This is a genomic window from Thioclava sp. JM3 (genome assembly GCF_002213185.1).
Taxonomy (GTDB): Bacteria; Pseudomonadota; Alphaproteobacteria; order Rhodobacterales; family Rhodobacteraceae; genus Thioclava; species Thioclava nitratireducens.
On sequence record NZ_NBOB01000006.1, the window covers coordinates 239,817 to 252,961 of the forward strand.

The window sequence follows — 13,145 nt, forward strand, 5'->3', positions numbered from 1 at the left end:
ACGATGCTCAGGAAAACCCTTCTTGTCGTGACGCTGGTTCTCTCGGCGCTGATCTCGCTCGGGCCTGCACTGGCGGTGCAGCCTGACGAGATCATGAAGGACCCGGCGCTTGAGGCGCGGGCACGCGAAATCTCCAAGGTGCTGCGCTGCCCGGTCTGTCAGGGCGAGAATATCGACGATTCCAACGCCGAGGTATCGCGCGATCTGCGGCTGCTGGTGCGCGAGCGGCTCAAGGCGGGCGACACGAATAGCCAGGTGATCGATTACATCACCGCTCGCTATGGCGAGTATGTGCTGTTCGAGCCCGAAAAGCGCGGGGCGAACCTGCTGCTGTGGTATCTCGGTCCGGCGACGTTGATCGTGGCGCTGACTGGCGGGTTCTTCTATGTCCGCTCGCGCCGCGGGGCGTCCGAGGGGCCGGCCCAGCCCGATCTCTCCGATGAAGAGCGCAAGCGCCTTGAGGAGCTGATGGGCGAGTAGGGGAGCAGGGCGCGCGGCGGCCCGTGGGGTGGCGCATCGCGACCTTGGACGGCACGCGCTTTATACCAGCCACGCCCCTCCATCAAATGAGCGTCGCGCGCGGTCACCAATTCCCCAGCCCGTCGGGACGGGCCGCCGCGCTCCCTGCGCCTTCGGTGCGCTCCGGGCGCAGGCGCTCTTCAGTCCGCGTTTTAAAATGAAAGAAGCGGCGGGAAAGCCCGCCGCTTCTCTATTCTCGCCCTGATGTCTCAGGTGCAGCGGTCACTCGATCCCGCCGAGGCACATGTATTTCAGCTCGGTGAAATCTTCGATGCCGTATTTCGAGCCCTCGCGACCCAGACCGGATTGCTTGATGCCGCCGAACGGGGCTACCTCGGTCGAGATCAGCCCGGTGTTCACGCCGACGATCCCGGTCTCCATCGCTTCGGCCACACGCCAGACGCGGGCGAGGTCACGGGCGTAGAAATAGCCCGCCAGCCCGAATTCGGTCGCGTTGGCCATCTCGATCGCCTCGGCCTCGGTCTCGAAGCGGATCAGCGGGGCGAGCGGGCCGAAGGTCTCCTCGCGCGCGACCCGCATCTGTTGCGTCACGCCGGTCAGCAGCGTCGGCTCGAAGAAGGTGCGCCCGAGGTTCGAGCGATGCCCGCCAGCAGCTACCTGCGCACCTTTCTCGGTCGCGTCCGCGATATGCGCCTCGACTTTGGCGAGCGCGTCCGCGTTGATGAGCGGCCCGGTGGTTACGCCCGGCTCGAACCCGTTGCCCGGTCGTAGGGTCGCAAGCCGCGCGGTCAGCTTCTCGGCGAAGGCGTCATAGACGCCGGCCTGCACGTAGATCCGGTTCGCGCAGACGCAGGTCTGTCCGTTATTGCGGAACTTCGCGATCATCGCGCCATCGACCGCCGCATCGAGATCGGCGTCGTCGAAGACGAGGAATGGCGCGTTGCCGCCCAGTTCCAGGCTGATCTTCTTCACCGTCTCCGCCCCTTGGCGCATCAGGATCTTGCCCACGCGGGTCGAGCCCGTGAAGGTAATCTTGGCGACCTTGGGATTGGCGCAGAGCTCTTCGCCCATGCCCGCCGCATCGACGCCGGGGATGATGTTGAAGACACCCGCCGGGATGCCCGCGCGCTCGGCCAGAACGGCCATCGCAAGGGCCGAAAGCGGCGTCAGCTCGGAGGGGCGCCCAACGAAGGTGCAGCCCGCCGCCAGCGCCGGGGCCAGCTTGCGCGCGATCATGGCGTTGGGGAAGTTCCACGGCGTGATCGAGCCCACCACGCCGACCGGCTGGCGGATCACGAGAATGCGCTTGTCGCGCTGGTGGCCGGGGATCACGTCGCCATAGACGCGCTTGGCCTCTTCGGCGAACCATTCGAGGAAGCTTGCGCCATAGGCGATCTCCCCCTTGGCCTCGGCGAGCGGTTTGCCCATCTCGGCGGTCAGGATCGCGGCGAGGTCGTCCTGATTTTCCATCATCAGGTCGTGGAAGCGCCGCAGGTAGCCCGCGCGCTCCTTGCCGGTGAGCGCGGCCCAGTCCGGTTTCGCGGCATGGGCGGCCTCGATCGCGGCGCGCGTGGCGTCCACGTCGAGATCGGCGACCTTGGCCACCAGTTCTCCTGTGGCTGGGTCGGTCACGTCAAACGTCTTGCCCGTTTCGATCCACTTGCCGTTCACATAGGCGCGGGTTTCCAGCAGGCTCGGGTCGTTCAGCTTGAGCATGTCAGCCCTCCTTCGCGGCGGTCATCGCCTCTTCGAGGATGTCGAGCGCCGTGGCCATCTGCTCGTCGGGGATGGTGATCGGCGCGAGGAAGCGGATCACGTTGCCGTAGACGCCGCAGGTGAGCAGCAGAAGACCCCGGTTGAGCGCTTCGACACGGATGCGCTGGGTCAGCGCTGCATCGGGCTTGCCGTCCGTCATCAACTCGACCGCGACCATGAAGCCGGGGCCACGGATCTCGGCGATCTCCGGCATGTTGGCGCGGATCGCCTCCAGTCGTTGCTTGAGGCGCGAGCCAAGCTCATTGGCGCGGGCGCAGAGGTCTTCCTCCTCGATCACGTCGAGCACCGCGTTCCCGGCTGCGACGCCCAGCGGGTTGCCACCATAGGTGCCGCCCAGCCCGCCCGGGTTCGCCGCGTCCATGATTTCGGCGCGACCTGTCACCGCCGCGATCGGAAGGCCGCCGCCCAGACCCTTCGCCATGGTCGTGATGTCCGCGGCCACGCCATAGGCGTCCATCGCGAACATCGTGCCGGTGCGCGCGAAGCCGGTCTGCACCTCGTCGGCGATCATTACGATGCCATGCTCGTCGCAGAAGGTGCGCAGCCGTTTGACGAAATCATGCGGGGCCGGGTTGAAGCCGCCTTCGCCCTGCACCGGCTCAAAGATCACCGCAGCGAGGCGCGTGGGATCGAGATCGGTTTTGAACAGGCTCTCCATCGCAGCGAAGCTGTCATCGGTCGACACGCCATGCAGCGCGTTCGGGAAGGGGACGTGGAACACGTCGGGCATCATCGCACCGAAGCCCGCCTTGTAAGGTGCGACCTTGCCGGTGAGCGTCATCGTCATGAAGGTCCGGCCGTGGAAGCCACCGCCGAAAGCGATGATCGCGTTACGGCCGGTATAGGAGCGGGCGATCTTGATCGCGTTCTCGACCGACTCGGCCCCGGTGGTGACGAAGATCGACTTCTTGTCGAAATCCCCCGGCACCTTCTCGTTGAGGCGTTCGGCAAGGCGCACATAGGGTTCGTAGGGCATCACCTGATGGCAGGTATGGGTGAAGGCATCGAGCTGGGCTTTCACCGCCTCGATGACTTTCGGGTGGCGGTGGCCAGTGTTCACCACCGCGATCCCGGCGGCGAAATCGATTAGTTCGCGGCCATCGGCATCGGTGACGGTGGCGTTCTCGGCGGAGACGGCGAAGTTCTGGGTCTGCACCCCCACGCCCCGGGCAAGGGCGGCGGCGCGGCGGGTTTCGAGGTCGGCATTGCTGGACATGGGTACTCCTGAGGTGCTGGAGAATCACGGAATGATGTGACGCTAGTGTTTAACGAATAGCTGTGCAATGTTTAGTTTGTTAAACGTATGGCGACGGCGCGCGCGCTGGAAATCCGCCCGCCCGCACTCTAGAACAGGCAAAGGACAGGAGGCTTGCGGTGAGCGAATTCGACGTGGGTGGACGGCTTCGGGCGATCCGCGAGGACAAGGGATTGTCGCAGCGCGAGCTGGCACAGCGGTCGGGCGTGACCAACGGGCTTGTCTCGCTGATCGAGCGCAACAAGACCTCTCCCTCGATCACCTCGCTGCGCAAGATCCTCGAAATCCTCGAGATGACGCTGGCGGAGTTCTTCGACAGCGACACGCCGTCCGAGCCAGGCAAGTTCGTCTTCCGGCACTCCGAGCTGACCGAGATCAACCCCGGCCGGATCTACCGCTCGGGCGGCGCGGCGCTCGATGCGCTTTCGCTGAAACGCGCGGGCAAGTCGGGGCAGACCAACCTTCTGCTGCTTTACGAGACCTATGAGCCCGGCGCCGATACCGGGGCGGAGGCCTATGCCCACGAGGGCGAGGAGGGCGGGTTTGTCATCGAGGGCGAGTTGCTGCTGACGGTGGGCGAGACCACCGAGCTGCTGCGCGCGGGCGACGCCTACCTGTTCGACAGCCGCTTGCCGCACCGTTTCCGCAACGTGGCCAAGGCGCGCTGCGTGGTGGTCTCGGCCGCGACACCGCCCACCTTCTGAGACGCGCGCTCAATAATAGGTGCGCTCTTCCAGATCGCTCTCGGCCATCATCGCATCACAGGCCGCGAGGAACGCGGTTTCCGCGCTCGACTGCTTCCGCTGCGGGTTGGTGAGCAGGTAGATATTCACCATCGGCAACCCGTCATAGGGCGGCAACTGGCGCAGCCGCCCGGCCTCGACATCGCGATGCGCGACATGCAGCGGCAGCGCACCGATCCCGACACCTGCCACGATCATTCGACGCAGCTCGTGAAGGTTCGACGACACCCCGCGCCAGCTCGGCGCGAGCTTGGCCCGCGCGCGGAGCAGTGAGACGGGGTGAAGCGGGCCGTCCTCGGTCTCGGTCTGGAACGACACCGAGGTCTCGCCCTCGATCTCCGCGAGCGAGATGTTCTCGCGCTCGAAAAGCGGGTGCCGCTTGCCGCAGAAAAGGCCGAAATATTCGCGGTAGAGCACCTGTGCGCGCAGGTTCTCGGGTGTCTTGTGAAGCAGGCAAATCCCGAGGCTCGCCCGATTCTGTTGCACCCGATTCACCACTTCCTCGCTCTCGGCCACGGTCATCGAGAAGGTCACCTTGGGATGTTCGGTGGCGAAATCATGCAACACCGCGTCGTAGTGATCGGAGATGACATGTGACGTCGTGGTGATCGCGATATGGCCCCGCAACTCCTCTGCGCCTGTCTCCAGCAGGGAGGGGATCTGCGACACGGCGCCGAAGATCTGCGCGCATTCCTGATAGAGCAGGTTTCCCGCCCTAGTGACCTTGAATTCATTCGGTTTTCGGATGATCAGCTCATGGCCGGTACGTTCCTCCAGCCGCTTGAGCGCGGCCGAGATCGTGGGTTGCTTCAGACCCAGCAGATAGGCCGCACGCGAGATGCCCCGCTGCTCCACCACGACCATGAAAGTCCGTAATAGGTTCCAGTCGAGATGCCAGGGGAAACGTTGTTCGTAGGGTTTGACCATAGCCCAGATCTATAATGAAGATTTCAATTATTTATTTGCGCAATGGCGGTCGCCATGCAAGCGTTCCCGTCAACGAGGCTCCGGATGGGGCGCTCGCCGTGGCGGGACGCGCCGGAAACAAGGCCGCCCGCAGTCATGACCAACAGGAGAGATCCATGACCAACCGCAGAACCGTTCTCAAGACCCTCCTCGGGGCGAGCACGCTCGCCGCCACCGGCATTTCGCTGCCCAGCCTCGCCGCGGCTGACGAGCTCGAAAGCCTCAAGGAAAAGGGCGTGATCCGGATCGCCATGTCGGGCGCCTACCCGCCCTTCAACTTCATCAACGATTCGAACGAGGTCGTGGGCTTCGATCCGGCCATCGGTGAGGAGATCGCCAAGCGCATGGGCCTGAAGACCGAGATCGTGACGACCGCGTGGGACGGGATCATCGGCGGTCTGCTGGCCAACAAGTACGACGCCATCGTCGGCTCGATGTCGATCACCCCCGAGCGCGAGAAGGTCGTCGATTTCGTCGGTCCGTATTACACGACGAAACGCGCGATCTTCGTCCTGCCCGACAGCCCGATCAAGTCGGTTGCCGATCTGAAGGACGTGACAGTCGGTGTGACCCTTGGTGAAACGCACGAAGAGTGGGCGCGTCAGCAAGGCTATAACGTGAAGACCTACAAGGGTCTGCCCGAGCTGATCCTCGAGCTTCAGAACGGTCGTGTCGACGCGATCATCAACGACTCGATCGCGGCGATCCTCGCGATGAAGAAGAACGACTACAAATACCGCATCCTCGACGATCTGAAGACCGACGCGATCGGTGCTGGCATCGCGATCCGCAAGGGCAATCCCGAGTTGAAAGACGCGATGCAGAAGGCGCTCGATTCCATGATGGAAGACGGCACCTACGAGAAGATCGCGATGAAGTGGATCGGCGCCGACATCCGCTGATCGGCGCGTCCCAAGGAATGGTGGGCAGCCCGTCTTCTGACGGCTGCCCTGCCTCCCGCAATCTTCGATGGATTCCCGAAAGGACACGGAACGGATGACCGCCGAATATGGAAAGCTGACCTGGGAGCAGGTCCGCGACGCGGACAAGGATCGTGTGGTGATCCTGAATGTCTCTGCGACGGAAGATCACGGGCCGCATATGCCGCTCGATACGGACACGGTTCTGGGGATGGCGGTGGCCAATGGCGTTGCCGAAGCCGCGCCCGACGAAGTATTCGTGATGCCCGCGATCCCCTATGGCTTCAACGAGCATCACAAGGACTTTCCGGGTGTCATCTGGATCCAGCCGGAGACGCTGATCAACTTCGTCTGCGATGTGACCGAGTCGCTCGCGCATCACGGCTTCCGCCGGATCCTGCTGCTGAACTCGCACGGGTCGAACCACCCGATCCTCGATCTCGCGGCGCGCAAGACGGTCATCCGCACCGGCATCATCTGCGTCTCGGCATCGTATTGGAACCTGTGCAGCGACCGTATTCAGGGCCTGCGCAAATCCGAAGTGGGCGGCATCGCCCATGCCGGGGAATTCGAAGCTGCGATGTACAAGCATCTGCATCCCGATCTGGTCGATCTCGACAAGGCCGAAAGCCAGAACCTGCACGATCCCGACACCAAGTTCTTCAATCTCGATTTGGCGGCCGGTGGCGGCAAGGCGATGCTGATGCGCTGGTGGTCCTCGGTCTCGCCCGATGGAACCATGGGCGATCCGACCGTCGCCGATGCCGAGACCGGCAAGGCGTTCCTGGAAGCGGCGATCGAGGAGACGACAGCGCTCGTGCGCGAGATACGCGCGCTGCCGATCCTGCCACGCCGCGATCATCATTGAGGGGAATGCCGTGGATATCGAACTAATCCTCAAGGTCTATCCGTACTTCCTGAAAGCCGCCGTGATCACGGTCGAACTGTCGGTCCTGACCATCGTGCTGGGGCTCATTTGCGGCGCAATTGGCGCAGCGTTCCGGCTGTCGCGCTTCTTCCTCTTGCGCTTCATAGGCGGCGCCTATGTTAGCTTCTTTCGCGGCACGCCCGCGCTGATCCAGCTGTTCCTGCTGTATTTCGGCGGCCCGCAGGTCGGCATCCAGCTCGATGCGTTTCAGGCCGGTGTGATCGGGCTGGGCGTCAATATCGGGGCCTACATGACCGAGACGATGCGGGGCGCCATCGTCGCGGTGGACCGCGGGCAGACCGAGGCCGCGCGCACGCTGGGCCTGTCGAAGGCGCAGGCCTTCCGCAAGGTGACGCTGCCGCAGGCGCTGCGCCTGATGATCCGGCCGCTCGGCGTCAACATCAACGCTCAGATCAAGGGCACCGCGCTGGTCTCCGCGATCTCGGTGGTGGAGCTGACCTACACCGCGCAGCGCTACATCGGTTCGACTTACAAGCCGTTCGAGATGTTCTTCCTCGCGGGGATACTCTACCTCGTCATCATCACGGCGGTGGGCAAGGGTATCGCCTTCCTCGACCGCAGGGTGCGCATCCAATGATCCGCGCATCCGCCCCCCTTTCCCGCCCGCACGAGAAGGAGTGAGCCATGGGTCTCGATTTCTCCGTCATCCCGCCTTTCTACGGCACGCTCTTGCTGGGTGTCCTGTGGACCATTGCCATCACCGCCGCCTCGGCGCTGCTGAGTTTCTTCGGGGGCATCCTGCTCGCGGTGATCGCGCTCTATGCACCTGCCATCATCCGCCTGCCGGTGCGCTTCATCGCCTGGCTTTTCATGGGCACGCCGCTGCTGCTGCAACTCTTCCTGATCTATTTCGGGCTGGTGCAGATCGGCATCGACCTTCCGGCCTTCGTGGCGGGCGTGATCGGCCTCGGCTTCCACTTCGCGGTCTATAATTCCGAACTGATCCAGACTGCGATGGTCGCGGTGGACAAGGGCCAGATGGAGGCCGCACGCACGCTGGGCCTGTCGCGCAGGCAAGCGCTCGTCAAGGTGGTGGTGCCGCAGGCGGTGCGCGACGTGCTGCCGCCGATCGGCAACAACATGATCGCGCTTCTGAAAGACTCGGCGCTGGTCTCGGTGATCGGGGTGTCGGAACTGACGCTCTCGGCGCAGCGCGCCATCGGCCAGACCTACCGCGCCTTCGAGTTCTACGCGGCTGCGGCCGTTCTCTACTACATCATCAATCTCGGCATGGAGGCGGTGATCCGCTGGTTCGAGAACCGCAACCGCCTCTATCGCTGATCCGGGAGATATCGACATGACCGAGACGCAATCCTTCGTCGAGATCCGCCACGCCCAGAAATCCTACGGCTCGCTGGAAGTGCTCAAGGATATCTCGCTCAACGTGGAGCGCGGCCAGATCGTCGCGATCATCGGCCCTTCGGGCTCGGGCAAATCCACGCTGCTGCGCGCCATCAACGATCTCGATCCGCTGACCGGCGGCGAAGTCTGGCTCGACGGGGTGCAGGTGAACAAGTCCCTGCCGCATAACCAGTACGAGAAGCACATCAACAAGATGCGCCAGGACATCGGCATGGTGTTCCAGCACTTCAACCTGTTCCCGCATCTGAGCGTTCGGGACAACGTCACGATGGCGCCGAAGCTGCTCAAGAAGATCTCCGACAAGGAGGCCGACAAGCTCGCCGAGGAGCAGCTCGATCACGTCGGCATGCTGGAGCGGATCGACTATTACCCTGCGCAGCTTTCGGGCGGTCAGAAGCAGCGTGTGGCGATCGCCCGCGCGCTGGCGATGCGGCCGAAGCTGATGCTGTTCGACGAAGCCACCTCGGCGCTCGATCCCGAGCTGGTGGAAGAGGTGAACCTGGTCATGAAGAAGCTCGCGCAAGAGCACATGACCATGATCATCGTCACCCACGAGATGGATTTCGCCGCCTCCGTCTGCGACCGCGTGCTGTTCATGGACAAGGGCGTCGTGGTCGAGGAGGGCCCGCCCGAGCAGGTCTTCAAGAACCCGACCCAGGAACGGACTCGGAATTTCCTGCGCAAACATCTCGAAGGTGCAAAATGACGACTGAAAAGTCTCACCTGTTCTATCAGTCGCGCCAGCCGCGGCCTTTCCTCGAACGCTCCGAGGGGATCTACCACTACGACGAGAACGGAAAACGCTATATCGACGGCTCCTCGGGGGCGATGGTCTCGAATATCGGCCATTCCAACCCGCGCGTGCTGGAGAAGATGAAGGCGCAGATGGACCGTTCGACCTTCGGCTACCGGCTGCATTTCCGCACGCACCCGTCCGAGGATCTCGCCGCACGCGTCGCCGCGCGGATGCCGGAAGGGCTCGACAAGGTGTTCTTCGTGTCCGGCGGCTCCGAGGCGGTCGAAACCGCGATCAAGCTCGCACGGCAATACGCGGTCACGCAGGGCGAGGAGAGCCGCTACAAGGTGATCTCGCGGCTGCCGTCCTACCACGGCGCGACGATGGGCTCGCTCGGCGTCACGGGCAGCCCGATCTTCACCGGGAAGTTCGCGCCGATGTTCACGGAGATGCCGAAGGTTCCGGCGCCGACCTGCTATCTCGACCGCGACAACCTTACCGAGGAAGAACGCGGCATCAAATATGCCGAGATGCTGCGCGAGAAGATCGAGGCGGAAGGCCCCGAGACGGTACTCGCCTTTTTGATGGAGCCGGTGGGCGGGGCTTCGACCGGCGCGCTGGTGGCGCCTGACAGCTACTATACCCGCGTGGCCGAGATATGCGAAGAATACGGCATCCTGCTGATCTATGACGAGGTGATGACCGGGGCAGGCCGCACCGGCAAGTTCCTCGCCGCCGAGCATTGGGGGATCATCCCCGATATCGTCGCGATGTCGAAAGGCTTCGGCGCGGGCTACGCGCCTCTGGGTGCCGTGGTCGCGCGTCACGACATTGTCGAGACGCTCCTCGACGCGGGCGGCTTCCTGCACGGCTTCACCTATGCGGGCAACCCTCTGGCCTGCGCGGCGGGTCTCGCGGTGCTTGACGAGATGGAAGAGCAGGATCTGATCGGCAACGCCGCGCGGATGGGCGATGTTCTCAAGGCGCGGCTGACCGCGCTAATGGATCGCTACCCCTTCATCGGCGACGTGCGCGGCAAGGGCCTGCTGCTGGCGTTCGAACTGGTCTCGGACCGCGAGACGATGAAGGTTCTGCCGAAAGAGTGGAACGCGCATGTCGAGCTCGTCGAGCTGGCCTATGAGCGCGGCCTCATCATCTATTCGCGTCGCACGCGAAGCGGCTATGAGGGCGACCATTTCCTCGTATGCCCGCCGCTGATCGTGACCGAGGCGCAGATCGACGAGATCATCGCGATCCTCACCGACGCGCTCGAAGCCTTTGCCGCCAAACACGACCTGCCGGTGGTCGAGGAGGTCAGCGCATGAAGCTGCCCGACAAATCCATCGCGATGGAAGAGGTGGTGGCGCAGATCCCCGACGGCGCCACGGTGCTGGTGGGCGGCTTCGGTGTGCCCGGTACCCCCTTCGCGCTCCTGCGCGAGTTGGCGCGTCAGGGGCAGCGCGACCTTGTTCTGGTCAAGAACGATGCCAACGAGGCGGGCATGGGCATCGACCACCTGATCGCGGGTGGACAGGTGCGCAAGCTGATCGTCACCCATCTCGGCCTTAACGCCAACGCCATCGCGGCGATGAACGAGGGCCGGATGGAGGTCGAGTTCTGCGCGCAAGGCATCCTCGCCGAACGTATCCGGGCCGGAGGTGCCGGACTCGGTGCCATCCTCACCGATATCGGCATCGATACGGAATTGGCGCAGGGCAAGCAGATCGTCGAGATGAACGGTCGTCCGATGCTGGTCGAGTCCGCTCTGCGCGGCGACGTGGCGCTGGTTCATGCCGCGCGCGCCGATTGCTTCGGCAATCTCGCCTATGCCGCAACCGCCCGCAATTTCAACCCGCTCATGGCGATGGCCGCGAGCCGCGTGATCGCGGAGACCGAAGAGCTGCTACCGCTGGGCGGGCTCGATCCGGACTCGGTCGAAAGCCCCGGCGCCTTCGTCGACCACGTCGTGAAACTCGACGCGATTTCCGAGGAGTATGGCATTGTCAGACGCTAGAGCTCGCATGGTGGCCCGCGCCGCGCGCGAAATCGCGCCCGGCATGGTCGTGAACCTTGGCATCGGCTTGCCCACCAAGGTGGTCAACCACCTGCCTTCCGACTTTCCCGTCTGCCTGCATTCGGAAAACGGGCTGACCGGGATCGGGCCGACGCTGTCGCCGGAACGCGCCGACCGGAACCTGATCGACGCGGGCGGGGCCTATGTCTCGACGATCCCCGGCTCGGCTTTCTTCGATAGTGCAGTGAGCTTCGCGCTGGTGCGCTCAGGGCGGCTCGACCTGACGCTGCTCGGTGCCTTCGAGGTCGCGCAGAACGGCGATCTGGCGAACTGGAAGATCCCGGGCAAGTTCTCCCCCGGCGCGGGCGGCGCGATCGAGCTGGCGCAGAAAGCGCGCCGTGTCGTCGTGATGACCACCCATTGCGACCGCAAGGGCAATCCGAAGCTGCTCGAGACCTGCTCTCTGCCGCTCACCGCGAAGGGACGGGTGGCGCGAATCTACACCGACTTGGCGGTGGTGGACGTGACCGATCAAGGCTTCGCGCTGGTCGAACTGGCTGCGGGCATTTCCGAGGCGGAGATCCGCGAGGCGACCGGCGCGCCCCTTGCGCTGCCGCAAGGCGACATTCCCAGATTCTGAGGCATGACATGGATACCGAGCTTAAAACCCGCATCCTCTCGGCGGTCGACGCCGCATTCGATGACGAGACCGCGTTTCTCTCCGAGCTGACCGCGCACCCGTCCACCCGTGGGCAGGAGCAGAGCGCGCAGGACTTCATGGCCGCTGCCCTCGATGAGCGCGGCTACGAGGTGGATCGCTGGCAGATCGACGTCGAGAAAATCCGCGACATGCCGGGTTTCTCGCCGGTGATGGGCGATTACGAGGACGCGGTGAATGTGGTGGGCACCCATCGCAGCCAATCGCGGAAGGGGCGCTCGCTGATCCTCAACGGCCATATCGACGTGGTGCCTGCGGGGCCTCTGGACATGTGGGACGCGCCGCCGTTCGAGCCGCATGTCGCCGATGGCTGGCTCTATGGGCGCGGCGCGGGGGACATGAAGGCGGGGTTGGTGTCGAACCTCTTCGCGCTCGATGCGCTGCGCAAGGCGGGTTTCGCTCCCGGGGCGGATGTGTTCTTCCAATCCGTCGTGGAAGAGGAGTGCACCGGCAACGGCGCGCTGGCCTGCCTTGAGCGCGGTTACCGCGCCGACGCCGCGCTGATCCCCGAACCGTTCGAGGAAAAGCTGGTCGACGCGCAGCTCGGCGTGGTCTGGGCGCAGGTGCACCTGAAGGGGCTACCCACGCATGTGGCCTATGCTGGCACCGGCGCCAATGCGATCGAGGCCGCAATCCCGCTGATCGAGGCGCTGCACGGGCTGGAGGAGCGCTGGAACGCGCCGGGGTGTCGGCACGGGGATTTCGCCCACGTCCATCATCCGATCAACCTCAATATCGGCAAGATCCAGGGCGGCGACTGGGCGTCCTCCGTTCCGGCCTGGTGTATCTTCGACATGCGCATCGCGATCTATCCGGGTCAGGACATCGCCGCCGCACGCGCCGAGATCACCGAGACCATCATGGACGCCGCGCGCTCCAACGCCTTCCTGAAGAACTCGCTGCCCGAGATCGTCTGGCACGGCTTCATGGCCGAGGGTTATGCGCTTTCCGACGACCACTCCGCCACGGCGACGGCTGCGATTGGTGCTCTCGAAGGGGCGCATCGCAGCGTCAACGAGAGCGATCTCGACCGCGTGGCGATCACCGCGACCACCGATGCCCGTTTCTTCGGGCTCTATGCCGACACGCCCGCGCTGGTCTACGGGCCGCGTGCCGAGGCGATCCACGGCTTCAACGAGCGCGTCGAGCTGGAAAGCATCCGTCGCATCACCCAGAGCACCGCCCTGTTCATCGCGGACTGGTGCGGGCTCGAAACCATCTGAGGA

14 protein-coding genes are annotated in these 13,145 nt (G+C 64.2%); 11 read left to right on the top strand and 3 right to left on the bottom strand.

The window, feature by feature from the left end:
- Nucleotides 1-3 precede the first annotated feature (3 nt).
- Complete coding sequence (locus B6V73_RS13240) at nt 4-480, top strand: cytochrome c-type biogenesis protein (RefSeq protein ID WP_088725460.1); 477 nt, start codon at nt 4-6, stop codon at nt 478-480.
- A gap of 261 nt (nt 481-741) precedes the next feature.
- Here B6V73_RS13240 and B6V73_RS13245 read toward each other — a convergent pair whose 3' ends face one another.
- Nucleotides 742-2,196, bottom strand: a complete 1,455-nt coding sequence (locus tag B6V73_RS13245; protein WP_088725461.1) for an NAD-dependent succinate-semialdehyde dehydrogenase — start codon at nt 2,194-2,196, stop codon at nt 742-744.
- A 1-nt stretch (nt 2,197) separates the two neighbouring features.
- Nucleotides 2,198-3,472 (bottom strand): 4-aminobutyrate--2-oxoglutarate transaminase, encoded by a 1,275-nt coding sequence (locus B6V73_RS13250; protein WP_088725462.1) that lies wholly within the window; start codon nt 3,470-3,472, stop codon nt 2,198-2,200.
- Nucleotides 3,473-3,630: 158 nt separating this feature from the next.
- Between B6V73_RS13250 and B6V73_RS13255 the strand changes: the two genes are divergently transcribed.
- Complete coding sequence (locus B6V73_RS13255) at nt 3,631-4,215, top strand: cupin domain-containing protein (RefSeq protein ID WP_075774007.1); 585 nt, start codon at nt 3,631-3,633, stop codon at nt 4,213-4,215.
- Between the two features lie 9 nt (nt 4,216-4,224).
- Here the strand turns inward: B6V73_RS13255 and B6V73_RS13260 are convergent, their stop codons facing one another.
- Nucleotides 4,225-5,181 carry a LysR family transcriptional regulator gene (locus B6V73_RS13260; protein ID WP_075774008.1) on the bottom strand — a complete coding sequence of 319 codons (957 nt, stop codon included), beginning with the start codon at nt 5,179-5,181 and terminating at the stop codon, nt 4,225-4,227.
- Nucleotides 5,182-5,336: 155 nt separating this feature from the next.
- Between B6V73_RS13260 and B6V73_RS13265 the strand changes: the two genes are divergently transcribed.
- From B6V73_RS13265 to B6V73_RS13305, 9 genes are all read left to right on the top strand, one after another.
- Nucleotides 5,337-6,122: an ABC transporter substrate-binding protein gene (locus tag B6V73_RS13265; RefSeq protein ID WP_075774009.1), complete on the top strand. Its 786-nt coding sequence runs from the start codon at nt 5,337-5,339 to the stop codon at nt 6,120-6,122.
- A gap of 94 nt (nt 6,123-6,216) precedes the next feature.
- Nucleotides 6,217-7,008, top strand: a complete 792-nt coding sequence (locus tag B6V73_RS13270; protein WP_075774010.1) for a creatininase family protein — start codon at nt 6,217-6,219, stop codon at nt 7,006-7,008.
- A 10-nt stretch (nt 7,009-7,018) separates the two neighbouring features.
- Nucleotides 7,019-7,666, top strand: coding sequence for an amino acid ABC transporter permease (locus B6V73_RS13275; RefSeq protein ID WP_075774011.1), 648 nt, complete (start codon nt 7,019-7,021; stop codon nt 7,664-7,666).
- A 47-nt stretch (nt 7,667-7,713) separates the two neighbouring features.
- Entirely contained in the window at nt 7,714-8,370 is a 657-nt protein-coding gene (locus B6V73_RS13280; protein WP_075774012.1) for an amino acid ABC transporter permease, read from the top strand.
- A 16-nt stretch (nt 8,371-8,386) separates the two neighbouring features.
- Complete coding sequence (locus B6V73_RS13285; RefSeq protein WP_088722324.1) at nt 8,387-9,157, top strand: amino acid ABC transporter ATP-binding protein; 771 nt, start codon at nt 8,387-8,389, stop codon at nt 9,155-9,157.
- Nucleotides 9,154-10,512, top strand: coding sequence for an aspartate aminotransferase family protein (locus B6V73_RS13290; RefSeq protein ID WP_088725463.1), 1,359 nt, complete (start codon nt 9,154-9,156; stop codon nt 10,510-10,512). Before B6V73_RS13285 ends, B6V73_RS13290 begins: the two co-directional genes overlap by 4 nt.
- Nucleotides 10,509-11,201: a CoA transferase subunit A gene (locus tag B6V73_RS13295; protein WP_088725464.1), complete on the top strand. Its 693-nt coding sequence runs from the start codon at nt 10,509-10,511 to the stop codon at nt 11,199-11,201. The genes B6V73_RS13290 and B6V73_RS13295 overlap by 4 nt, the downstream gene beginning before the upstream one ends.
- Complete coding sequence (locus tag B6V73_RS13300; RefSeq protein ID WP_233242990.1) at nt 11,188-11,841, top strand: 3-oxoacid CoA-transferase subunit B; 654 nt, start codon at nt 11,188-11,190, stop codon at nt 11,839-11,841. The genes B6V73_RS13295 and B6V73_RS13300 overlap by 14 nt, the downstream gene beginning before the upstream one ends.
- Before the next feature lie 8 nt (nt 11,842-11,849).
- Nucleotides 11,850-13,142 (top strand): ArgE/DapE family deacylase, encoded by a 1,293-nt coding sequence (locus B6V73_RS13305; RefSeq protein WP_088725465.1) that lies wholly within the window; start codon nt 11,850-11,852, stop codon nt 13,140-13,142.
- Nucleotides 13,143-13,145: the final 3 nt, after the last annotated feature.

Excerpts from the sequence above, each read along its gene's own strand:
- B6V73_RS13240 (WP_088725460.1), top strand. The coding sequence starts at position 4 with ATGCTCAGGAAAACCCTTCTTGTCGTGACGCTGGTTCTCTCGGCGCTG.
- B6V73_RS13245 (WP_088725461.1), bottom strand. The coding sequence starts at position 2,196 with ATGCTCAAGCTGAACGACCCGAGCCTGCTGGAAACCCGCGCCTATGTG.
- B6V73_RS13250 (WP_088725462.1), bottom strand. The coding sequence starts at position 3,472 with ATGTCCAGCAATGCCGACCTCGAAACCCGCCGCGCCGCCGCCCTTGCC.
- B6V73_RS13260 (WP_075774008.1), bottom strand. The coding sequence starts at position 5,181 with ATGGTCAAACCCTACGAACAACGTTTCCCCTGGCATCTCGACTGGAAC.
- B6V73_RS13265 (WP_075774009.1), top strand. The coding sequence starts at position 5,337 with ATGACCAACCGCAGAACCGTTCTCAAGACCCTCCTCGGGGCGAGCACG.
- B6V73_RS13270 (WP_075774010.1), top strand. The coding sequence starts at position 6,217 with ATGACCGCCGAATATGGAAAGCTGACCTGGGAGCAGGTCCGCGACGCG.
- B6V73_RS13280 (WP_075774012.1), top strand. The coding sequence starts at position 7,714 with ATGGGTCTCGATTTCTCCGTCATCCCGCCTTTCTACGGCACGCTCTTG.
- B6V73_RS13285 (WP_088722324.1), top strand. The coding sequence starts at position 8,387 with ATGACCGAGACGCAATCCTTCGTCGAGATCCGCCACGCCCAGAAATCC.
- B6V73_RS13290 (WP_088725463.1), top strand. The coding sequence starts at position 9,154 with ATGACGACTGAAAAGTCTCACCTGTTCTATCAGTCGCGCCAGCCGCGG.
- B6V73_RS13295 (WP_088725464.1), top strand. The coding sequence starts at position 10,509 with ATGAAGCTGCCCGACAAATCCATCGCGATGGAAGAGGTGGTGGCGCAG.
- B6V73_RS13305 (WP_088725465.1), top strand. The coding sequence starts at position 11,850 with ATGGATACCGAGCTTAAAACCCGCATCCTCTCGGCGGTCGACGCCGCA.